At 67.0% G+C, this 22,359-nt stretch carries 18 protein-coding genes and 1 tRNA gene; 14 read left to right on the plus strand and 5 right to left on the minus strand.

All coding sequences use genetic code 11. The annotated features are described in order from the left end of the window. Nucleotides 1-57 precede the first annotated feature (57 nt). On the plus strand, nucleotides 58-1,542 hold the full coding sequence (locus tag ACIGCK_RS02390; RefSeq protein ID WP_396663486.1) for an N-6 DNA methylase: 1,485 nt from the start codon (nucleotides 58-60) through the stop codon (nucleotides 1,540-1,542). A 2-nt stretch (nucleotides 1,543-1,544) separates the two neighbouring features. After that, on the plus strand, nucleotides 1,545-2,696 hold the full coding sequence (locus ACIGCK_RS02395; protein ID WP_396663998.1) for a restriction endonuclease subunit S: 1,152 nt from the start codon (nucleotides 1,545-1,547) through the stop codon (nucleotides 2,694-2,696). A gap of 46 nt (nucleotides 2,697-2,742) precedes the next feature. Here the strand turns inward: ACIGCK_RS02395 and ACIGCK_RS02400 are convergent, their stop codons facing one another. The 3 genes from ACIGCK_RS02400 to ACIGCK_RS02410 all read right to left on the minus strand — a co-directional run bounded on the left by ACIGCK_RS02400 (nucleotide 2,743) and on the right by ACIGCK_RS02410 (nucleotide 5,581). Continuing rightward, nucleotides 2,743-2,940, minus strand: a complete 198-nt coding sequence (locus ACIGCK_RS02400; protein ID WP_396663488.1) for a hypothetical protein — start codon at nucleotides 2,938-2,940, stop codon at nucleotides 2,743-2,745. Nucleotides 2,941-3,069: 129 nt separating this feature from the next. Beyond that, nucleotides 3,070-3,999, minus strand: a complete 930-nt coding sequence (locus ACIGCK_RS02405) for an Ltp family lipoprotein (protein ID WP_396663490.1) — start codon at nucleotides 3,997-3,999, stop codon at nucleotides 3,070-3,072. Nucleotides 4,000-4,132: 133 nt separating this feature from the next. Further along, nucleotides 4,133-5,581, minus strand: a complete 1,449-nt coding sequence (locus tag ACIGCK_RS02410) for a DUF222 domain-containing protein (protein WP_396663492.1) — start codon at nucleotides 5,579-5,581, stop codon at nucleotides 4,133-4,135. Between the two features lie 193 nt (nucleotides 5,582-5,774). Here ACIGCK_RS02410 and ACIGCK_RS02415 point away from each other — a divergent pair, with 193 nt between their 5' ends. Continuing rightward, complete coding sequence (locus ACIGCK_RS02415) at nucleotides 5,775-9,164, plus strand: DEAD/DEAH box helicase family protein (protein ID WP_396663494.1); 3,390 nt, start codon at nucleotides 5,775-5,777, stop codon at nucleotides 9,162-9,164. Nucleotides 9,165-9,172: 8 nt separating this feature from the next. On the opposite strand, the gene ACIGCK_RS02420 is transcribed toward ACIGCK_RS02415, so the two are convergent. Then, complete coding sequence (locus tag ACIGCK_RS02420; RefSeq protein ID WP_396663496.1) at nucleotides 9,173-9,661, minus strand: YajQ family cyclic di-GMP-binding protein; 489 nt, start codon at nucleotides 9,659-9,661, stop codon at nucleotides 9,173-9,175. A 22-nt stretch (nucleotides 9,662-9,683) separates the two neighbouring features. On the opposite strand from ACIGCK_RS02420, the gene ACIGCK_RS02425 reads away from it, so the two are divergent. The 7 genes from ACIGCK_RS02425 (at nucleotide 9,684) to ACIGCK_RS02455 (ending at nucleotide 16,581) form a co-directional block, all read left to right on the plus strand. Beyond that, nucleotides 9,684-10,109, plus strand: a complete 426-nt coding sequence (locus ACIGCK_RS02425; protein ID WP_396663498.1) for a hypothetical protein — start codon at nucleotides 9,684-9,686, stop codon at nucleotides 10,107-10,109. A 943-nt stretch (nucleotides 10,110-11,052) separates the two neighbouring features. Then, complete coding sequence (locus ACIGCK_RS02430) at nucleotides 11,053-12,285, plus strand: extracellular solute-binding protein (protein ID WP_396663499.1); 1,233 nt, start codon at nucleotides 11,053-11,055, stop codon at nucleotides 12,283-12,285. Between the two features lie 66 nt (nucleotides 12,286-12,351). After that, entirely contained in the window at nucleotides 12,352-13,962 is a 1,611-nt protein-coding gene (locus ACIGCK_RS02435) for an ABC transporter permease subunit (protein WP_396663501.1), read from the plus strand. A 1-nt stretch (nucleotide 13,963) separates the two neighbouring features. Next, the gene (locus tag ACIGCK_RS02440) at nucleotides 13,964-14,923 is read left to right on the plus strand and encodes a sugar ABC transporter permease (RefSeq protein ID WP_396663503.1); all 960 of its coding nucleotides are present in this window, start codon (nucleotides 13,964-13,966) and stop codon (nucleotides 14,921-14,923) included. Nucleotides 14,924-14,970: 47 nt separating this feature from the next. Then, nucleotides 14,971-15,456 (plus strand): FBP domain-containing protein, encoded by a 486-nt coding sequence (locus ACIGCK_RS02445; RefSeq protein WP_396663505.1) that lies wholly within the window; start codon nucleotides 14,971-14,973, stop codon nucleotides 15,454-15,456. A 40-nt stretch (nucleotides 15,457-15,496) separates the two neighbouring features. Then, on the plus strand, nucleotides 15,497-16,420 hold the full coding sequence (locus ACIGCK_RS02450) for a PfkB family carbohydrate kinase (RefSeq protein ID WP_396663507.1): 924 nt from the start codon (nucleotides 15,497-15,499) through the stop codon (nucleotides 16,418-16,420). Between the two features lie 79 nt (nucleotides 16,421-16,499). Next, a tRNA-Tyr gene (locus ACIGCK_RS02455) sits at nucleotides 16,500-16,581 on the plus strand. A gap of 150 nt (nucleotides 16,582-16,731) precedes the next feature. Here the strand turns inward: ACIGCK_RS02455 and ACIGCK_RS02460 are convergent. After that, nucleotides 16,732-17,733 (minus strand): LacI family DNA-binding transcriptional regulator, encoded by a 1,002-nt coding sequence (locus tag ACIGCK_RS02460; protein ID WP_396663509.1) that lies wholly within the window; start codon nucleotides 17,731-17,733, stop codon nucleotides 16,732-16,734. 197 nt (nucleotides 17,734-17,930) lie between these two features. Between ACIGCK_RS02460 and ACIGCK_RS02465 the strand changes: the two genes are divergently transcribed. Genes ACIGCK_RS02465 through ACIGCK_RS02480 form a run of 4 tightly spaced genes read left to right on the plus strand, consistent with a single transcriptional unit; the run spans nucleotide 17,931 to nucleotide 22,304 of the window. Further along, on the plus strand, nucleotides 17,931-19,097 hold the full coding sequence (locus ACIGCK_RS02465; RefSeq protein WP_396663511.1) for a Gfo/Idh/MocA family protein: 1,167 nt from the start codon (nucleotides 17,931-17,933) through the stop codon (nucleotides 19,095-19,097). 34 nt (nucleotides 19,098-19,131) lie between these two features. After that, nucleotides 19,132-20,370 carry an ABC transporter substrate-binding protein gene (locus tag ACIGCK_RS02470; protein WP_396663512.1) on the plus strand — a complete coding sequence of 413 codons (1,239 nt, stop codon included), beginning with the start codon at nucleotides 19,132-19,134 and terminating at the stop codon, nucleotides 20,368-20,370. A 3-nt stretch (nucleotides 20,371-20,373) separates the two neighbouring features. After that, nucleotides 20,374-21,450: a carbohydrate ABC transporter permease gene (locus ACIGCK_RS02475; RefSeq protein ID WP_396663514.1), complete on the plus strand. Its 1,077-nt coding sequence runs from the start codon at nucleotides 20,374-20,376 to the stop codon at nucleotides 21,448-21,450. After that, nucleotides 21,447-22,304, plus strand: a complete 858-nt coding sequence (locus tag ACIGCK_RS02480) for a carbohydrate ABC transporter permease (protein ID WP_396663515.1) — start codon at nucleotides 21,447-21,449, stop codon at nucleotides 22,302-22,304. The genes ACIGCK_RS02475 and ACIGCK_RS02480 overlap by 4 nt, the downstream gene beginning before the upstream one ends. Nucleotides 22,305-22,359: the final 55 nt, after the last annotated feature.

Genomic DNA, 22,359 nt, shown 5'->3' on the forward strand with positions numbered 1-22,359 from the left:
CGTCACCGTCCTACCCCTCGGCTAGCGTGGAACGTTGTACGCGCGACGGGAGATGGTGTGGTCACAGGTGAGTTGAAGCGCCAGGTCGACAAGGTCTGGGATGCCTTCTGGTCAGGCGGCATCGCCAATCCCGTCGAGGTGATCGAGCAGATCACCTACCTGCTGTTCATCAAGCGCCTCGACGACCTGCAGCTTCTCGCCGAGAAGAAGGCCGCGCGGTTCGGTGACGAGGTCGAGAACCCGGTCTTCCCCGACGGCTACGACAGCGACCTGTCGAGCCGGCGCCCCTACCGCGACCTGCGCTGGAGCCAGTTCACCAATTTCGCACCCTCCGAGATGTTCGAGGTCGTCTCCGAGCATGTCTTCCCGTGGCTGCGACGGCTCGGCGCCGAGGGCTCGAGCTACGCCCGTAACATGCGCGACGCGCGGTTCACGATCCCGACGCCCGCGCTGCTGACGAAGGTCGTCGACCTCCTCCACGACATCCCGATGGAGGATCGCGACACCAAGGGCGACATCTACGAGTACATGCTCTCGAAGCTCGCCACCAGCGGCACCAACGGGCAGTTCCGCACGGCGCGGCACATCATCCAGCTCATGGTCGACCTGCAGCGCCCGCGCCCCGACGACCTCATCATCGACCCGGCCGTCGGCACCGCCGGCTTCCTCGTCGCGGCGGAGGAGTACCTGCGCGACCACCACCCCGAGATGTGGTCGGATGCCGCGACCCGCGCCCACTTCAACGGACCCATGTTCACCGGGTACGACTCCGATGCGGCGATGGCGCGCATCGCGAGCATGAACATGCTGCTGCACGGCGTCGAGAACCCGACGATCGAGCGCGCCGACTCGCTGTCGGAGGGGCATCCCGGCGACGATCGCTACACACTGGTGCTCGCCAACCCGCCGTTCGCGGGCTCGCTCGACCAGGAGACGGTGTCGAAAGACCTGCAGAAGCTCGTCAAGACCCGCAAGACCGAGCTGCTCTTTCTCGTGCTCATGATCCGGATGCTGCGCAACGGTGGTCGCGCGGCGGTCATCGTGCCCGAGGGGGTGCTGTTCGGATCGTCGAACGCGCACAAGGCCGTGCGCAAGATGCTCGTCGACGACCACAAGCTGGATGCCGTCATCAAGCTCCCCTCCGGAACCTTCAAGCCCTACACCGGGGTTTCGACCGCGATCCTCCTCTTCACGAAGACCTCATCCGGCGGCACCGCCAACGTGTGGTTCTACGACGTGCGCGCCGACGGCATGACCCTCGACGACAAGCGCACCCCGATCGAGGCGAACGACCTGCCCGACGTTCTTGCCCGCTGGCAGGCGTTGGATGCCGAGGCGTCGCGGGCGCGCACCGATCAGAGCTTCCTCGTGCCGCGCCAGGAGATCGTCGACAACAACTACGACCTGAGCCTCAGCCGCTACAAGGAGATCGAGATCGAGGAGGTCGAGCACCGCTCGCCGACCGAGATCCTCGACGAGCTCGACGCCCTCGAGGTCGAGATCCAGGACGGCCTCAAACGCCTGCGGGAGATGCTCGCGTGAGCATGGTCCCCCTGAACCAGCTGATCGCGCCAGTACAAGGTCGCGCCGGAGCAGCGGAGCTCCCGGTGTACTCAGTGACTAAGCGCGCAGGCTTCGTGCCCTCTGCCCAATACTTCAAGAAGCAGGTGTTCTCTAGCGATCTCTCGACATACAAGGTCGTAGACAAGGGCCAGTTCGCGTACGCAACCATTCACCTCGACGAGGGATCGATCGGTATCGCACCGACCAGGTGCGTGATCAGTCCGATGTACACCGTGTTCTCAACCGATGAGTCGCGGGTGTCCGCTGAGTACCTCATCCGCTTCCTGAAGTCCCCGCGCGCACTAGCGTCGTACCCGCGTCTTGGCCGTGGAACGGCAGAGCGCCGCAAGTCGATATCGCTGGATGCGCTCGGGCGCCTTGAGGTCCCCCTCCCACCCCTCCCCGAGCAGCGCCGCATCGCCGCAATCCTCGACGAGGCCGACGCCCTCCGATCCCGCGCGCGTGCCCAGTTGAAGTCGTACGACGAGGTCGAGGATCTAGCATTCGTGGAGCTGGTTGGTTGCCACCTGCGCGACTCCCATGTAGCACTCGGCGACCTGGTAGAGGAGTTCCGCTACGGGACTTCTGCGAAGTCTGGCTCCAGCGGCTTCCCCGTTTTGCGCATTCCGAATGTGACGGGGCGAGGCCTGGACCTGGACGGACTGAAGACCGTCCACCTCCCCGACGCTGAAATCGATCGTCTTCGTCTCAACGAACGAGACGTGCTGTTCGTTCGCTCGAACGGAAACCCCGACGTCGTCGGGAGGTGCTCTGCTTTCGCTTCCCTGAGCAAGCAGGTGCGTCAGGGCGCCGACTGGGTCTTTGCGTCGTACCTCATTCGAGCGCGACTGCGCCCGGGAATCGAACCGGAAGCGATCGCCGCGCTGGCGCGGTCGAAATTCGCCAGGGGTCACCTTCGCCGAGGGGCCGCGACATCTGCGGGCCAGTACAACATCAACACGACGGTACTGCGGTCGATGCCTGCGTTCGACCCGTCGAATCCGGGGCAGTTCGAGTTCGCCCAAGTCGCGAAGAGCATTGCCTCCCAGCGAAATCGAGCGCTCCGGCGCATGGCTAGCCTCGATGCTCTCTTCGCATCCCTCCAGCACCGCGCCTTCCGGGGAGAACTCTGAGCAGCATGCCGAGAATGGCTTCGGCGTCGGTGCACATGCATGCTCTTCAACTGGTGAGGTCATCCTCGCCCAGCAGGTAAGCGAGGGAGTCGAGCTCGTTCCGAAGTGCCCACTCGCGGCTGGTGAGGATTTCTGCATCGGCGCGTTCACGGAACTCCTCGTAGGAGTCGAGGTTAAGTGCATGGAGCAACTCGCTGCGTCGGGCGAGGAGTTGCTCGGTAGTCACCATAATGATGTGCTCCATTGAGCGGATCCTTTCGCCGTTCAGGGAGTACATCACCAGTCACCGACAGCGCCGCGCGCCAGCGAACCGAAGCGGCGGCGGACCTTCCCCCAAGATGTCCGCCGCCGCAGTCTCAGTGGCTCGCTCGGCTCAGTAGCCGACGGCGGCGAGCGCGTGGTTCGCCTGGTCGGGGGTGAAGCCCTCGCCGTATTCGCTGGTCAGCTGGTCGAACAGTCCCTGCCGAGAGAACGAGGTGAACTCCAGATACGACTCCGCCGACTCCACGGCTTCGGCGTTCCAGTCGACGAGCCCGTTCTGCTCCAGGTGCGCCAGGGCGAACTCGGCATCGGCGGCCTCGAATCCTTCGCCGTATTCGCTGGTCAGCTGCTGGAACAGGCCGGCGCGCGAGAACCCGGTGAAACTCAGGTATGACTGCGCCGACCGGATCGCGTTCTCCTGACCGAGCGTGAGCTGCGGCTTCTCCTCGAGCGTGAGAGCGATCGTCGAGCCCTCTTCCATCTCGGTGCCCTCGGCGACGCCCTGGGCGATGACCGGCATGGTCTCGTCGCCGTCGAACGTCGTGTCGAAGCCGAGGGCCTCGAGCGCGGCGCGGGCGCTCGCTCCGTCCATGCCGACGACGTTCGGCACCATGACCATCACGGGCTCCGGCTCAGCCTCGGGCTCGGGCTGCGAGACCAGGGACTCGTCGGTCTGTACGACGGATGCCGCGTCGGCCACCTCGTCATCGCCGCCGCCCATCGCGCCGCCGATGCCGGCGATCATGATGAACCCGCCGACCACGGCCGCCGGGATCACGATCGCCTTGCGGGCATACCACGGCCGCTTCACTGCCGCGCCCGCCGTCGCGCCGTCCGCGGCATCCTGCGCCGCCGCTTCACGCGCCGGGGCATTCATAACCGCCGTCGGCGAGACGGCCACCCCATCCCGGCGCACCATTGCGGTGCGCCACTGCGCACCGTCCCAGTACATCTCGGTGCCCGGCGCCGCGTCGGGCGAGGGGTGGGGGAACCAGCCTGCGGCCGGTGTCGCGGGCGTGGTGTTGCTGCTGTTGTCAGACATGACAGAACCTTCCGGATCGAACGGGCACGCACCCCCAGGCGCATGCCACCGGCCGATGGCCAGTAGGACAGGACACACCATGCCTCCGACATCGCCGTGTCGGGTCGCCCGATCGGGGCCTCTGGCCGCCGGCTCAGGGCGCGGCCGTCTCCCGCGTTCGCAGGCGATTGCGCATCCGGATCGGGGATGTCGTCACCGCGCGCCAGCTCGCCGATCGGTCCCACCAGGAGGGGCCGCGCACCTCGGGCAGGCCGTTTCGCATGCGCACGTGCCATCCGCTCGAGTCGAGTGTGCGGTGATGGTGCCAGCAGAGGAGCACGCCGTTGTCGGTGTGCGTCGGGCCGCCTCGCGAGTGTTCCTCCACGTGATGGATCTCGCACCACGCCGCCGGCACCTGGCAGCCGGGAATCACGCAGCCGCCGTCGCGGAGCACGATCGCGCGGCGCTGGTGCTGGTCGAAAACACGCTCCAGCGTGTGGATCGCCCGGATGCGGCCGGCACTGTCGGTGACGACGCGCTGCACGCCGCCCGTGCAGGCCACCTGGCGAGCCGCCGCGAGCGAGACGGGCTCGTCGTAGCCGTCGATGTGTGCGTGCCCACGGCCGGACCGCAGGTCATCGGCCGTGACCGAGACGACGAGGGTCGGTGCGGCGCCGCCGATCGTGGGAACCTCGCCCGAGCGAGCGGCGACGGAGAGGATCGACGCCAGCGCGTCGTGCTGCTGCTGCGCCCGGGTGCGAGTGTCGGCAGGGGGCGCGAGCGACTCGCCGACGTCGCCGGCGCGGTCGTCGTCGCCGACGAAATGCGGGCCCGAGGGCGCGTCGGGACCGCCCACCTTGGGATTCAGCATCGCGTGCAGCAGCGTGGTGAACTGCCCCGCCACCTCGGGCAGCAGCTCGCCGCGCACCGGCACCAGCCCATCGCGGCAGACGCCGAGAGTCACACCGCGCCCCCGCATCGCGCGCGCCTCGCGCGGCTCGGCGCCGTCTTGGTCGAGATACATCGCCCACACCTGCGCCTGCAGGCGCAGCTCGTCGACACACGGTGGCGGGCATCCGTCGCTTCCCGCACCCCGGGCGGATGCCGCGAGTTCCGCGTCGGCGGCCAGGCGCGCCTCGCCGCTGCAGGCGGCGCCGTCGAGCGAGCCCGCGACCGCGGCGAGACCCTCCGCGCCGAGCGCTCCGTCGGCGAGGGCCTCGCGCATCGCGGGATAGCGTGCCGGCAGCCGCTCGCCCGTCGTCAGGGCCCCGGGCTCGGCGACAGCTCGCGCCGCGCGCAGCACCTCGCCCGCCGAACGCGACGACCCATGGGTCAGCCGCTGCACCAGCTCCTTCATCGACCGGCAGCCGTGTGTCGTCGTGATGCGCTCGGCGTGGGGCGCGGCATCCGCTCTCTCCTGCACATGACCGGCCGCCTCGACGAGCACCGCATCGACCAGCCGCGCGACCTCGGCCGACACAGCGATCAGCGACAGCAGCGACTCGTCGTCGACCGCCCGAAGAGCGCCCCCGCGCACGGTCTCGGCAACTGCCCCGCCGAGCGCGCGCCGCACCTCGTCGAGGGTGCGGGCGAGCTCTTCCATACCCCTCATTCTGCCGGGGGCCTCCGACATTGACGGGCGTTCAAAATCCAGATCAAGGTCACAAAAAAGGATGCCGAGACCGGCGCCATGACCGGGTCTCCGCCACGCCGGGCGTCGAGGTCGCCGGGCGCTCCGGGCGGCTTGGATAGCATCGGTTCGGGGCCGGACGTCGGCCCGTCAGAGGAGCGGTTCGGTGGGGAACTTCGACTTCGTCGCGCAGACGTGGCCGCAGCTCGGCGAGCCCGCCGTGCGCGCCGAGGGCTATCTGCGCGCCGACCCCCGCGCCGCGGCGACCTACGCGCGCCGCGCGGGCGAGCTGCTGACGTCGTGGATCTTCGCGGTCGAGAACCTGCCGCGCCCCGACGACGAGTCGTTCTCCAACCTCACCCGCCAGCGGGAGTTCCGCGACTGTGTGGGCGAGTCCGTCGCCGGCAGCCTGCGCATCGTACGTCTCGTCGGCAACGACGCCGTGCACCGGGAGGAGGAGGTCGGCCTCGACCGTGCCCGCGGGGCTCTCGAACAGCTCCACCGCGTCTTCCGGTGGCTCGACCACCGCTACGGCGATCCCGCCGCGCCGACGCCCGGTCCCTTCGTGTTCGACCGCGTTCCGCCGGCGCCCGCGACGGTGGTGCGCCGCGCCCGCGCCGACCTCGAGAAGATGCAGGCCGAGTTCGACGCCACGCGCTCACGTCTGGCCGAGGCCGAGGCCCTCGGCATCCAGGCCAAGGGCGAGATCGAGACGCTGCGCGCCGAGCTCGCGCGGGTGAAGGCCGAGAACGCGGCACGCAACACCCAGCTGAACATCCCCGACCCCGTGGCGATCACCGAGGCCGAGACGCGTCATAAGCTGATCGATGAACTGCTCCACCGGGCGGGGTGGAGGCTCGACGAGGCGCGTGATCGTGAATGGCCGGTCACCGGCATCCCGAGCCCGTCAGGCGCCGGCAACGTCGACTACGTGCTGTGGGGGGATGACGGCGCGCCGCTCGCGGTCGTCGAAGCGAAGCGCTCGTCTAAGAGCGCGAAGGAGGGGCGCGAGCAGGCGCGGATCTATGCGGATGCGCTGGAGCGCGACTTCGGGCAGCGGCCGCTGATCTTCTACACCAACGGCTACGACACCTGGTACTGGGACGACCGGCGCTACCCGCCGCGCGCGGTCGCCGGGTTCCTCACCAAAGACGAGTTGCAGCTCGCTGTGCAGCGCCGCACCATCCTCAAGCCGCTCGACGCCGTCGACGTGAACCGGACGATCGTCGAGCGGCCCTACCAGCTGCGCGCCATCCGCGCCGTGAGCGAGGCGCTCGAGCAGAAGCGGCGCCGCGCCCTGCTGGTCATGGCCACCGGCACGGGCAAGACCCGCACGGTGGTCGCGCTGGTCGACCTGCTGCAGCGGGCGAACTGGGTCAAGCGCGTGCTGTTCCTCGCCGATCGCACGGCGCTGGTGAAGCAGGCCGTCGGCGCTTTCAAGGAGCACCTGCCCGACGCGTCGCCGGTCGACCTGCTCACCGACCGCGACAGCGAGGGCCGCGTCTTCGTCTCCACCTATCCCACGGTGATGAACCTCATCGATGCGGGCGACGATGACCTGCGGCGGTTCGGGCCCGGCTACTTCGACCTCATCGTCGTCGATGAGGCGCACCGCTCGATCTACAACCGCTACGGCGAGATCTTCGACTACTTCGACGCGCTCGTCGTCGGGCTCACCGCGACGCCCCGTGCCGACATCGACCACAACACCTATCGCCTGTTCGAGCTCGAAGACGGCGTGCCGACCGACGCCTACGAACTCGACGACGCCATCGCGAGCGGCTACCTCGTGCCCCCGATCGCGCGGGTCATCGACCTCGGATTCATGAGCCGCGGCATCCGCTATGCCGACCTCAGTGACGCCGAGCGCGCCGAATGGGACGCGCTCGAATGGGTCGACGGCGAGATTCCCGACGAGGTGGATGCCGCGGTGATGAACCGGTGGCTGTTCAACGAAGACACGGTCGACAAGGTGCTCGAGATCCTGATGACCGAGGGGCGCTACGTTCAGGGCGGTGATCTGCTCGGCAAGACGATCGTCTTCGCGAAGAACCAGCATCACGCCGAGTTCATCCAGAAGCGCTTCGACGATCATTTCCCCGAGCGTCGGGGCGGCTTCGCCGAGATCGTCACCCACGCCTCCGGCCCCTATGCGCACACGTTGATCGGCAAATTCTCGACCCCCGGCGCCGAGCCGCACATCGCGATCTCGGTCGACATGCTCGACACCGGGATCGACGTTCCGGATGTCGTCAACCTCGTCTTCTTCAAGCCCGTGCATTCGCAGACCAAGTACTGGCAGATGGTGGGGCGCGGCACGCGGCTGCGGCCAGACCTCTACGGGCCGGGCATGCCGAAGACCGACTTCATCATCTTCGACGTCTGCGGCAACATCGAATACTTCAACGCCGACCTGCCCGAGGTTGCCGGCGGGCGCGCGCCCTCGCTGTCGGAGCGGTCCTTCCTCGCGCGGCTGAACCTGCTCGGGCTGCTCGGCGGGCGGGATGACGAGGATGCCGCCGGGCTGCGCGCGACCCTGTCCACCCGCCTCCACGCCGCGGTGGCGGGAATGAACCGCGACAACTTCCTCGTGCGCAAGCACCGGCGCACGGTCGACCGATTCGCCGAGCCGGAGGCCTGGCAGCAGTTCGGCGCCGCCGACGTGGACCCTGCTGCCGAACTCGCCGGACTGCCCTCGGCGGCCGAGTCCGACTCCGACGAAGCCGCCAAGCGGTTCGACCTGCTCCTGCTCCAGGCCCAGCTCGCCGTCGCTTCCGGGCAGATGCCACCCCGCACGGTCGTGCCCCGGGTCATCGACCTGGCGGCCGCGCTGGGCGAGCGCCGCGGCATCCCGGCCGTCGACCAGCAGGCCGCACTGATCGCCGCAGTCGGCGACCCGGAGTGGTGGAATGCCGCGACCCTGACGCTGCTCGAGGCAGTGCGGGTGCGCCTGCGCGGACTAATGCGTCTCATCGACAGGGCGGGGCAGGCGCCGATCTACACCGACTTCACCGACTCCGTCGACGGCATGCGCGACGTCGAGATCGCGCGCGTGATGCCCGGCCTGAACCGACGCGCTTTCCGCGAGAAGATCCACGGGTTCCTCGCCGCGCACGACGACAATCTCGCGCTGCGCAAGCTGCGCACGGGTCGCGAGCTGACCTCGATCGACCTCGCCGAGCTCGAGTCGATCCTCGCCGGGGCCGGGGGAGTGGATGCCGGGCAGCTGCGCACGCAGGCGGTCGAGGCCGGCGGACTGGGGCGCCTCATCCGCTCGATCGTGGGACTCGACCGCTCCGCCGCCGAGGAGGCCCTTGCCGACTTCGTCTCCGGCCCCGGCTTCGGCCACCGGCAGCACGTCTTCGTCGACCTGGTCGTCGAGCAGCTCACGATCGCCGGGTACCTCGACCCGCGGCGACTCTACGAAGACCCCTTCACCGGTGTTGCGCCGGAGGGTCCGGATGCCCTTTTCAGCGACGCGCAGGTCACCGACCTGATCGCGCGCCTGCGCCGGATCGACGAGACGGCCGAGCCGCGGGAGTCGGCCAGCGCCTGAGCGCCGCGTCAGCGGTAGTTGACGAACTGCAGGTCGACGTCGAGGTCGGCGGCCTTCAGCACGCGGATGACCTCTTGCAGGTCGTCGCGGCTCTTGGACTGCACGCGGAGCTCGTCGCCCTGGATCTGCGACTTGACGCCCTTCGGGGCCTCGTCGCGGATGATCTTGCCGATCTTCTTGGCGTTCTCCTGCGAGATGCCGTCCTTCAGGGTTGAGACGATGCGGAACTCTTTGCCGCTGGCGAACGGCTCACCCGAGTCGAGGCTCTTCAGCGAGATGCCCCGCTTGATGAGCTTGGACTGGAAGACATCCAGGATCGCCTTCGCGCGCTCTTCGCTGCTCGCCTTGATCAGGACGGACTCGCCGCTCCACTCGATGGATGCCCCGGTGCCCTTGAAGTCGTAGCGCTGCTCGATCTCCTTGCGCGCCTGGTTCAGGGCGTTCTCGGCCTCCTGGTGGTCGACCTTACTGACGATGTCGAAAGATGAATCGGCCATGCGCCCAATCTACTCTGGGTGCGTGCGAGGTTTTCATGCGGTGGGGGTGCTTGGTTGCATCGGGGTCGGGGTGGTCACCCTGTCGGGATGCTCGACAGATGTCCTCATCTGGGGTAGCGACGGCGCTCGCGTCATCGAGGTGACCGATCAGCTCATTGGTGAGGTCGCGGCGGACGGGCGATCGGTGCTCGTGTGTGCCAACGCCGACGTTCAGCTCGGCACGCCGGCGGACTGGGAGGGCCGGTCGGCGGGTGAGCCAGAGCGCTTCACTGGACAGTTCTGGGCAGAGCAGGTTCCGCTCGATCCGCACTGGAGCATCAATATCGAGGGTCTCCCCGAGGGGGCGAGTCCCGGTGACCAATTCCCCGGGGATGTCTTCTATCGCGAGAGCGGGGACGGGCTTTGCGTCATCGACGTCGTGTGGGCGACGTTGGCGTCGCGGGGTTGAGGTCCTCAGCACCATGCGCAAGGTGACCGCCAGCCCTACCCTGGTTGGCTGCCGACTTCTCGGCGCGGCCGATGAACACCGTTGCGGCAGCTCCCGCTATCGGCGCGGCGATGGCAAGGACGATGCCTATCAGCGCGAACCCCGACCATGACCAACCGGTCGGGCTGGTCAGGCCGTTGGCGATCGCACAGCAATGTCGTGCCCGCAGCGGCGCCGAGAGCCCCCGCTGCCTTCCGCGGAATTCTCGACCTCGTCAGGTGTCGGTTCCACGCCAGGAGTGTGACGAGGCTTCCCAGGGCCGCCGCCGCTGCAGTCGTCGCGCCCAATACACCCCCGACGGCGATCATGTACAGAAACGCTCCCCAGCCGCCGGTCTCTCTGTAGTCGGGGTTCCCCGCCAGGTACACGACCAGGCTTAGCAGGATGCCGATCGCTGCGCCGGTGGGGACCGCCCACGCTAGCGCTCGCCAGTACCTCCGCCACACAGTGCCCAGGCTATCCTTCCGCTTCAGCTGGCCCCGGAATGGCCGGGTCCGGATAGCCGGGCGCGCTCCGATTGATATATGGAGACGACGCCGGCCACACCTGACGTCCCGAGAAGTAGCGTTCCCAAAATGGCCCAACCGGTGCCCATGTCATGGACGACGTCGATGTGGGTCGGCCCTGTCGCATCGCGGAGCTGCGGCGCGGCGGGATACCGCCAGACGAGCGTGATCGGCATACCGGCGGATCTTGTGTGGAAACGCTTGCAGATGCACCCATCGACCCGTGCCGAGAGTTGGTGGAATCCACGAGCAATGTCACGGATTCGTTTCGAGGTCGGATCACTGTTTGACGAATCGAGTGCGCAGAGTGACACTGTAAGCGCTTGCAATAAAGCCACGGCCAGCGGCGACCGCGATGGTGCCGCGACCGACACCACTTCAGAGAGGCACACACACCGATGAGGGTGAACCACAGGGGAGCGCTGGCATTCGGCGCCATAGTCACAGGCGCAGCACTGGTGCTCGCAGGATGCTCGGGCGGCGGCGGGGACGCCGGCGAGGAAGAAACCGGCTCGGACAGTGCGCTGACCGTCTGGGTCGACGCCGACCGGGCGCGGGCGCTCGAGTCCGTCGCCGCCGACTTCGAGGAGGACCGAGGCATCGCGGTCGACCTCGTCGTCAAAGAGTACGAGGACATTCAGCAGGACTTCACGACCCAGGTGCCCACGGGCGAGGGCCCCGACATCACGATCGGCGGCCACGACTGGACGGGCGCCTTCGTGCAGGACGGCGTCGTCGCGCCGGTCGAGCTCGGCGACAAGGCCGCAGAGTTCGAAGACGTCGCGGTGCAGGCCGTGACCTACAACGGCAACACCTACGGGCTGCCGTACGCGATCGAGAACATCGCCATGCTGCGCAACGCCGACCTCGTCGCCGAACCCGCGACGAGCTTCGACGACATGATCGCGAAGGGCCAGGCCGCCGGCACGCAGTACCCGTTCGTCGTGGGGCTCAACCCCCAGAACTCCGACCCGTACCACCTCTACCCGTTCCAGGCGTCGTTCGGGAACTCCGTGTTCGCGCAGAACGCCGACGGCTCCTACGACGCAGCCAACCTCACGATCGGCGACGAGGCGGGCCAGCAGTTCGCTGCATGGCTCGGGCAGCAGGGCGCCGCCGGCATCCTGAACCTGAACCTCGACTCCGACCTGGCGAAGGAGGCGTTCAACGCGGGGCAGTCGCCGTTCTACCTCACGGGGCCCTGGAACGTCGCCGACGCGCAGGCGGCGGGTGTCAACGTCGCCGTCGACCCGATCCCGTCGGCCGGTGGCCAGACGGCGACGCCGTTCGCCGGCGTCCAGGTGTTCTTCGTCAGCGCGCAGTCCGAGAACGCACTCGCGGCGAACGAGTTCCTCGTCAACTACATCGCCACCCCCGAGGTGCAGACGGCGCTGTTCGAGGCGGGCGGCCGTGCCCCGGCCCTCACCGAGTCATTCGAGGCAGCCCAGTCCGACCCGATCGTGGCGGGCTTCGCCACCGTCGGCGCCGAGGCCGTGCCGATGCCGAGCATTCCGCAGATGGCGGCGGTGTGGGACGACTGGGGCACCACCGAGGTCGCCATCATCCAGGGCGCCGACCCGGCGTCGAGCTGGACGACGATGGCCGGCAACATCGAGGGCAAGATCGGCTGACCGGTCGGGTGGGGGATGCCGCGACAGGCGTCCCCCACCCGCCGGTCCGCGCGACCCGGAGCCACGATGACGACTCCCACTCTCGAGCACCCCAGCCCCCCTCAGCCGGCGCCCGACCGGGCCACTCTTCGTCGCCGCCGACGCGCCGAAGCCTGGGCGGAGGCCGCCGCGGCCGGATGGAAGGTCTGGCTGGTCAAGATCGTCGCGCTCGGCATCATCGACGCGCTCGCGATCTACGCCGTCCTCGTCCTGATCACGCAGCAGCAGTGGTTGATCGCTGCGCTCGTCGTGGTCGGCGCGGTCGCGATCAACGCCGTCTACCTCGTCCCCGGCCTCCTGCCGGCGAAGTACCTCACGCCGGGATTGGTGTTCCTGCTGATCTTCCAGGTGTTCGTCGTGATTTACACGGTCTACATCGCGTTCACCAACTACGGCTCCGGTCACATCTCGACCAAGGAGGATGCGGTCAGCTCGCTCCTGCAGCAGTCGCAGACGCGCGTGCCGGACTCGCCCGCCTATCCCGTCGACATCCTCGAGCAGGCGGGGCAGTTCTTCCTGCTCGTTCCCGACCCCGACACGGGCGAGCTCAGCGTCGGCGGCGCCGAGCTCCCGCTCGAGCCGCTCGACGACCCCGAGGGCTCTGGCTTCACGGTGCTGGACTTCCCGGCGATCATCGCGAACCAGGGCGAGATCGGCGCGCTCGCCGTTCCCCTCTCCGACGATCCGAACGACGGATACCTGCGCACGACCGACGGCTCCAATGCCTACGTCTTCACCTCCAGCCTGGAGTGGGACGAGGGGGCCGACACGATGACCGACACCACCACCGGCGTCGTCTACCGCGACATCGGCACGGGAGCCTTCACCGCCGACGACGGCACCGAGATCCTGCCCGGGTGGCAGGTGTGGGTGGGCGGCGACAACTTCGTTCGCGCCTTCGCGACGGAGTCGATCCGCGGGCCCTTCGTCGCCGTGCTCATCTGGACGTTCGTCTTCGCCGTGCTCTCGGTGGCCACAACCTTCGTCCTGGGACTCTTCCTCGCGATCGTGTTCAACGATCCGCGGATGAAGAGCAAGAAGTTCTACCGGACGATCCTGATCCTGCCCTACGCGTTCCCGGCGTTCCTGTCTGCGCTCGTCTGGGCCGGCATGTTCAACCAGGACTTCGGCTTCATCAACCAGGTGCTCCTGGGCGGTGCCCCTATACCCTGGCTGCTCGATCCGACGCTCGCGAAGGTGGCGATCCTCATCGTCAACCTGTGGCTGGGCTTCCCCTACATGTTCCTGGTCTGCACGGGTGCGCTGCAGTCCATCCCCGACGACATCCAGGAGGCGGGGCGCGTGGACGGGGCCGGTGTGTGGCAGATCTTCCGCCATATCAAGTTCCCGCTGCTGCTCGTGTCGGTGGCGCCCCTGCTGATCGCGTCGTTCGCGTTCAACTTCAACAACTTCAACCTCGTCTACATGCTCACCGGCGGCGGGCCGAGGTTCGCGGATGCCGCGATCAACGTCGGCTCGACCGACATCCTCATCTCGATGGTCTACAAGGTGGCCTTCGTCGGAGCCAACCGCGACTACGGGCTCGCGAGCGCGTTCTCGATCATCATCTTCGTGCTCGTCGCGGTGATCTCGTACGTGAGCTTCCGCCAGACCAAGGTGCTCGAGGAGCTGAACTGACATGGCAATGAACTCGACCCCGCTCACCGGAGCGCCCGCCCCCGTCGTGGCGGAGGCGATCGAGGATGCCGGGGCGCGGCCCGCCCCTCCCGCCCCGCAGCCGCGGCGGCCGTTCCCGCGCTACTTCCGCGAGACCGGCTGGCGCCACCTCGTCGGCATCGTCATGCTGCTGTTCGCGGCGTTCCCGCTCGCGTACGTGCTCTCGGCATCCCTCAACCCCGGCGGCACGCTGCTGACGGCGAACGCGCTCTTCCAGAGCGTGGACATCGGCAGCTACATCCGGCTCTTCGAGGACCCGCGGCAGCCCTTCGGCGCCTGGTTCGTCAACACCCTCTTCATCGGGCTCACGACGGCGGCGGGCACCGTCATCCTGGGGGCTCTCGCCGCCTACGCGTTCTCACGGATGCGGTTCACGGGGCGTCGGTTCGGGCTGCTGACGCTGCTGCTGGTGCAGATGTTCCCGCAGCTGCTGGCGTTCGTGGCGATCTTCCTGCTCATGTCGGCGATCGCCGATATCTTCCCGGTGCTGGGGCTGAACTCGCAGCTGGGGCTGATCATGGTCTACCTCGGCGGCGCGCTCGGCGTGAACACGTACCTGATGTACGGGTTCTTCAACACCGTGCCCTCGTCCATCGACGAGGCGGCGAAGATAGACGGCGCCGGGCACGCGCGCATCTTCTTCACGATCATCCTGCGGCTGGTCGCGCCCATCCTCGCCGTCATCGGGCTGCTGTCGTTCATCGCCAGCACCAGCGATTTCATCCTCGCATCGGTGATCCTCGTCGACCCCGACAAGCAGACACTCGCCGTGGGCCTCTACCAATTCGTCTCGCAGGAGACCGCGCGCAACTGGAGCGTCTTCGCTGCGGGGGCCGTACTCGCCGCGATCATCCCCGTCGCCCTGTTCCTCGCGCTGCAGCGCTACATCGTGGGCGGCCTGACGGCGGGGAGCGTGAAGTGAGCTTGCCTTCGTAGACTGGTCGGCGGCTACCCATCCCCGGAGGTGACATGCGGCCGCTGACCCGCGAAGACGTCCTCGCATCGTTCGTGAACGCGACACCGGAGGAACTGCGGCTGATCGAGCTGCCGCACGACTTCCTGCTCACCGACTGGGACCACCTGGACTTCTTCGCGTGGCGCGATCCGCACACGCGGGGTCTCGCCTACGTCATCACGGAGGAGGACGGTCGGGCCCGCGGCGTCATCATGCGTACCGCGTCGGCGACCTCTCGCGCGCGGTCGGCGATGTGCGACCTGTGCCACACGATGCAGCCGGCCGACCAGGTGAACCTGTTCACGGCCAAGAAGGCCGGTTCCGCGGGCTCGGCGGGCGACGCGGTGGGGTCGTACATCTGCGCCGACCTCTCCTGCCACGAGACCGTGAGGCTGGCGGCCCCGCTCGCCCCCTCCGAGATTCGCGCGAGCGTCGATCGTCGCATCGACGGCGTGAGACGACGCACGGAGCGGTTCGTCGAGCGCGTCCTTGCCGCGTGACCCGCGGCGCGACAGGATCGAGCTGGATAGGAAGGCTGCCATGAGCACCACACGCACGGTCGTCGTCGGCGACGCCCTCATCGACGAATTGCGCGACGACCGGGGGGTGCGGGAGTTCGTCGGTGGAGCCGCCCTGAACGTCGCGGTGGGTCTTTCGCGACTGGGAGTGCCGACCACGCTCATCGCGATGGTGGGCGACGACGAGGCGGGACAACGCATCCGCGCCTACCTCCGCGACTTCGATGTGGAGCTGCTGGCGTCGCCCTCGCCGCACGGGAGCTCGCGGGCGGTCAGCACGAGGGTCGGCGGAGCCGAGCCGCAGTACGTGTTCAACGAGGCGGCACAGGGCCGCCGCATCGTTTTCGGAGACGCCGAAAGGGCCGCGATCGCCGACGCGCCGTTCACGGTCGTCAGCTGCTTCCCGTTCGACGACGAGCCCCAGGCCGCGGAGTTCGCCGATGCGCTCGCCGCTTCGCAGACGCGACTGGTGATCGACCCCAACCCTCGGACGGGGATGATGCGCGATCTCGCGGCGTTCGTCGCCGGGTACGAGGCGCTCGTGCCGCGAGCCGACCTCGTGAAGCTGGGGGACGATGACGCGGCGCTGCTCTACGCCTCCCCTCTCAGCGAGGCGGTCGATGCCACTCGGGCGCTCGGTGCGCCGGTCGTGCTCTGCACTCGCGGCGGCGCCGGAGCGGGCATCGTCGCCGAGGGTGTCGACATCGCGGTGCCCATCGCGTCCATGCCCGGGCGCATCGTCGACACGATGGGGGCGGGGGATGCGAGCCTGGCGGCGACGGTCGCCGCGCTCGCCGGCGAGAACGTCCCGAGCAATGCCGCGTTGTGGGAGATGGCGCTCGAGGGGGCGATGCGGATCGCGGCCGCGACCTGCCGCTTCGAGGGGGCGCTGCTGCGCACCCCCGACGAGCTCGCCGACGTCGACGTGGACAGACTCAGCACCTGATTTCTACCGTGGCGGGGAGACCGGGTAAGATCGTTTCTTGCGCCTCCGGTCGTCTGAGGAAGTCGGACGGGCGCGCACTGGCGAGTTACCCAAGCGGCCAAAGGGATCTGACTGTAAATCAGCCGGCGTAGCCTTCGGGGGTTCGAATCCCTCACTCGCCACCGATGTGAACGGCCCGGTACGACTGAGCAAGCTCGGTCTCCGGGCCGTTCTGCGTTCCGGCAGAAGGCACGGGATCTCGACGCCCTGGAGAATCCCCGGTATCGCCTGAGACGCGCCGAGCTCGACCGAGGCCCGCGTGAAGGCGCCTCCTATACCGTCGAGCCCCGGACGATCAGGGTGCACTCCACGCGGTGCTCTCCCGGAGAAGCCTCGCCGGCGATGGCCTCCGTCAGGAGACGGGCGGCGACATCACCGACCTTCGTGAGGTTCATATCGATACTCGTGATGGGGGGTCGGCTCGCGAGCGTCATGATGTCCCAGTTGTCGAATCCGACGACCGCTACGTCATCGGGCACGGAGACCCCCGCCGACGAGAGCTCGTCGATCAGACCTCGAGCGATCTGATCGCTCGCACAGAACACACCGTCGAACTCGTCGCCGCGTCGCAGTAGCATCCGCGCCGCTTGGCGCCCGGCTTCTTCCTCCCATGACACGAAGAGCGGGGCGGTGGTGAGGTCGAGCCCCGCAGCGGCGAGAGCTTCGCGGAACCCTCTCAGACGAAGGTGCGATGCGGTGTAGCTGGCGGGACCGCCCACATAGGCCAGTCTCGTTCGCCCGACTTCCAGGAGGTGGTCGCCAGCGAGGCGACCACCCTGCGCATCATCCGGGACCACGGAAATATCGTCCGGTCGTTCCGAAGGCGAGTAGGCGTAGACCACGGGAACGGAAACGAGGTCGCTCAGTGAGGGCCGTGGATCGCTGCGCAACGACGTGACCAGGATGCCGTCGACGTTGCGAGCGGAGAGCGTGCGAATCCAATGGCGTTCGCGCACGGGATCCTCGCGGGCATCGCAGAACAGAATCGCCATCTGACCGGTGGCGAGTGAGTCCTCCGCGCCTAGCATGACAGGCACGCTGAATCGCCCGAGCTGGTCGGACGTGATGAGCCCCACGGTGTACGAGCGGCCGGAGACGAGCCCGAGCGCGGCGACGTTGGGCTCGTAGCCCAGCTTCTCCGCGGCGGCAAGCACACGTTCGCGTGTATCTCGGCGGAGGGCGCCGCGTCCGGTCAAGGCCTTGGACGCAGTGCCGGTCGAGACACCAGCAACGCGCGCGACATCGGCGAGCTTCGGCCGCGGAGTGTTCGTCATGTGTCCTCCTGATTGACACTGACCATAGCACTTTCGGAAACTTTCCTAAGTCCGCCCCGAATTTCCGGTTGAGATTGCACGCCCGGAGATTCGGATATCTCCGAAAATCGAAGAGAAATTCTCCATTGCGCAGGGGTAGGCATATGGGTAGCATCGAGGCAGTTTCCGAATGAGAAACCGTTTGCCTAACATGAAGGATGTCGATGCACGTCATGAATCTCGCGAAGGGTGACCTCACGGTTGCTCTTGTCGGACTACGGTTCGGCGCAGAGTTCGCTCCGATCTATCAGGCCCATCCCGACGTACGCGAAGTCGTGCTCTGCGATTCGGATCCGGAGCAGCTGGAGACCGTCGGCACTCGGTTCGGAATCAGCCGCCGGATGTCATCGCTGGAGGACGTCCTCGCTGCGCCCGACATTGACGCGGTGCATCTCGTCACACCGTTGACGTTGCACGGGAGCCAGTCCATCCAAGTGATGGAGTCGGGCAAGCACTGCGCAGTGACGATTCCTGCCGCACTCTCCATGGAGGAACTCGACAGCCTGGTCAACGTCGAGAAGCGGACCGGGATGCGGTACATGATGATGGAGACCGCCGTCTATACGCGCGAGTTCTTGTTCGTCCGCGAGATGTTCGAACGCGGCGAGTTCGGCGCGCTCTCATTCGCCCGTGGTGCGCACCTTCAGGACATGGAAGGTTGGCCGGCTTACTGGCGGGGCTTCCCGCCCATCGCACACATCACGCATGCACTTGCTCCGGTCCTCGCGCTTACCGGTACGGGAGCCGACCGGGTCCACTGTTTCGGATCCGGGCGGCTGAGCGACGAAATGGCAAGTGCGTACGGGAACCCCTTTCCCGTGGAGACCGCCATCTTCCGCCTCGACGACGTTGACATGGCGGTAGAGGTGACGCGGTCGATGTTCAGGACCGCCCGCCCGTACACCGAGAGTTTCGCCGTCTATGGCGACAAGCTGGGTTTCGAATGGCCGCAGCTGGAGGACGAGCAGCCGTTGCTCTTCGAGATGGGTGCCCTCTCGACCGAACGAGGGAGGCCGATCGACGTGAAGCGTCTCGATGTCCCCGACCGCGCCGACCTCCTTCCGGAAGAGATCCGCGCGTTCACGCGGGAATCCGTATATCAGGGCGGCGACCACTTGTCGTTCGTCCAGGGTGGCGGCCACGGCGGCTCCCATCCCCACCTCGTGCACGAATTCGTGCGTGCAGTGGTGGAAGATCGCCCGTCTGCCATCGACGCGGCCACGGCGGCCAATTGGACAGCGGCCGGCCTGGCGGCTCATGAGTCGGCGATGCAGCAAGGCGCTGTAGTGGCGATCCCACGGTTCGATCAACAACTGGTCGCTTGACGCTCCACCTCACCACCCACAAGAAGGACGTGCAATGAAGCTCGAAACTACTCACCAATCGTGGCGTGCCGCCGCCGCTGTCGGCATCGCCATCGGGGTCACGCTCTCGCTCGGGGCATGCTCCTCAGGTTCTGGGACATCCACTGACGAGGAGAAGCTGATCCTCTGGGACTACCAGCAGGAGCCTGGCGCGGAATACCTGAAACGACTGACCGATTACACCGCCGAGACGGGGATCGAAGTAGAGCGGGTAGCGATCAAGTACGAGGACTTCCTCGGAAAAATACTTCAGGCAGCGGCCGCGAACTCTCTTCCCGACGTCATCATGATCGACAATCCGTGGAACTCTGCCATGGCCGCCGAGGGTGTTCTCTTGGACCTGACGGATCGCGTGGAGGAGTGGGGGCAGTGGGACCAGTACTTCGACGGCCCCGCTGAGTCCGCGACCTGGGACGGGAAGATCTACGGGGTTCCCAACGAGAGCAACGATCTGATCATGTACTACGACAAGACGGTCTTCGACGAGGCGGGCCTCGCGGCTCCGACCACGTGGGAGGAGCTGAGAAGCGCCGCCGAGCAGCTGACCACAGCCGACCGGTACGGCTTCTCGACATCGATGATCAAGAGCGAGAATTCCGTCTTCGTCTTCGAGTCCTTGCTCTGGCAAGCCGGTGCCGACCTGGACTCGCTGGACTCTCCGGAGGCCCTCGAAGCAATGGAGTTCCTGAAGTCCCTCCAGGACAGCGGCGCGATGTCCAAAGAGGTGCTCAGCTGGGATCTCCGAGGAGGAGTGACCGAGTTGGTGAACGGCCGGTCAGCGATCGCATTCGGCGGCACCTGGGACGGCGGGTGGATCGAAGAGAACATGGACAATGAGCTCGGCATCGCCCTCCTGCCCGCCGGTCCTGCGGGCCAGGCTTCCAATCTCGGCGGCGAGAACTGGGCCATCACGGCAACGTCCAAGCATGCCGATGCGGCATGGGACCTGGTGACCTTCGCCGTTGATCCCGAGCAATCGCTGCCGTACCTCGTGGAATCGGGACAGCTGCCGTCACGTCGGGACATCGCTGAGGAGCAGGCGTTCACGCAGGAGCCCTTCGCAACCTACATCGAGCAGCTCGCCGTGGCTCGCGCGCGTGTGTACGGCCCCGAGTATCCCCGAATGGCAGACGCGCTCACGACGGCATTCCAGTCTGTCCTGAGCGGTCAGGAGGGATCTGAAGCGGCCCTGCAGGAGGCGGCCAACACCATTCAACCTCTGCTCGCAGAGTAGGCAGTGGGCGCCCGCTGCGACCGGCGGGCGCCCACTTTCGTTCGAGTCGAAGAGGAGATTGAACGAGTGTCAAGAATCACAACCGGTGCGAGCTTGCCCGGGACCGAAGCGGTTCCCGCAGAGGCGGCGGCTACGCGCGCTCCCGGCCCTGACCGGGACGGCGCGCATTCGGCCTCGGTTTCCACGCGCGGCCGAGCCAGTAGCGCGAGAACGCGGGGATATCTGCTCCTCGCAGCTCCCGCGATCCTGTTCCTCATCGTGTTCGCGGCGTACCCGATCGTCATCACGATCGTCAACAGCTTCCGAGACGTGACCGTGGTGGGGCTCGTCACCGGGATCATGCCCTTCGTCGGGCTCGACAACTACGTCGAGGTGCTGACCGATCCGCAATTCGCTCATTCCACGTGGCTGACGGTGGTCTTCACGGTATTCAGCGTGGCCTGCCAGTTCCTGCTCGGGCTCGGCATGGCGCTACTTCTCAATGGGCGCTTTCGGGGCAGGCGGGCACTCGCAGGGCTGCTCATGGTGCCGTGGGTGCTGCCCATCGTCGTCATCGCTGCGACATTCAAGTGGATGTTCCAGAGCGGCAACGGGCTGGTCAATACCGTGCTGCGCGCGATCAACCCCGATCTCGCTGTGGGATGGCTGGAGCAGGCCACCCCCGCGATGATCGCCATCATCATCGCGAACATCTGGTTCGGATTCCCCTTCGCGATGACCAACCTGCTGGCCGCGCTCCAGACGATTCCGACCGCAGTGACGGAGGCGGCGACCGTCGATGGAGCGAACGGTTTTCAACGCCTGACGAGAGTCACGCTTCCCATGATCCGAGGGCCGATCGCCATCCTTCTCACCCTGCAGCTGATCTACACCTTCAACGTCTTCGAGTTGATTCTCGTGATGACGGGCGGTGGGCCGGCAGGGGGAACTTCCGTCGTGACCTATTACGCCTACCAACTCGGCTTCGAGTTCTTCGACCTCGGCCCGGCAAGTTCCGTCACCGTTCTGATGCTGATTTTCCTGAGTCTCATCTCCGCGCTCTACATCCGCCTTTCGACTCGATCGGAGTCCCGACGGTGACCGCTCTGCAATCTCCGATGCTCTCGTCCCGTGGGCGGCCCCGTCGGGCCTGGCTCGGCGTCGCGGGCGCGTACACGGCGTCCGCCATCCTCGTCATCCCGATCTACTGGTTGCTGGTCACCTCCATCCGCCAGCCGGCCGAGCTGCAGTCGGCGACGACGCTGTGGCCGACCGAGCCGAACTTCGAGGGGTACGCCAGCGTCTTGGGCGATGCCGCCTTCGGGCAGAACCTCATCAACAGCCTCATCTACGGTGCGGGCGCGGCGGCGATGGCGGTCCTCCTTGGTGCCGGCCTCGCGTATGCGCTCGCGCGGTCCGAGGCTCGGTGGACTCGCTGGGTGCTGTTCGGCATGCTCGTGCTGCAGACGTTCCCGGGAATCATGCTGGCGATACCGCTCTTCGTCATGTTCTCGCAGCTACAGCTCATCGATTCCAGATGGGCCGTGGTCATCGCTCTTGCGACGAAGACCGTGCCGTTCACGGCATTGATGCTGAGACCGTACTTCCAAGCCATCCCGGTCGAGGTCGAGCACGCGGCCTGGCTCGATGGGGCGACAAGGCTCCAGACTCTAGTTCGAGTCGTGCTCCCTCTGACTCTGCCCGGACTGGTGACGGTCTCCGCGTTCAACTTCGTCGCCGGCTGGGGCGATCTGCTCTTCTCGATCACGCTCCTCACCGACCCGGCTCTGCAACCGATCAGCGTTGGTCTCTACCGATACATCGGCCAGTACGCGGTCGACTGGAATCAGCTCATGGCTGCCTCGGTGATCGCATCCATTCCGGCAGTTGCCGTCTTCTTCTTCGCGCAACGCTTCCTCGTCTCGGGAACGACGGCAGGGGCGACGAACGAGTAGTCCCGGTCAGTGCACGCGTACGTGACCGCGTTGTGGCGAGGATCGTTCGAGCTCC

Origin of the sequence: Microbacterium sp. NPDC078428 (assembly GCF_044542535.1) — a bacterium.
GTDB classification, from domain to species: domain Bacteria; phylum Actinomycetota; class Actinomycetes; order Actinomycetales; family Microbacteriaceae; genus Microbacterium; species Microbacterium limosum.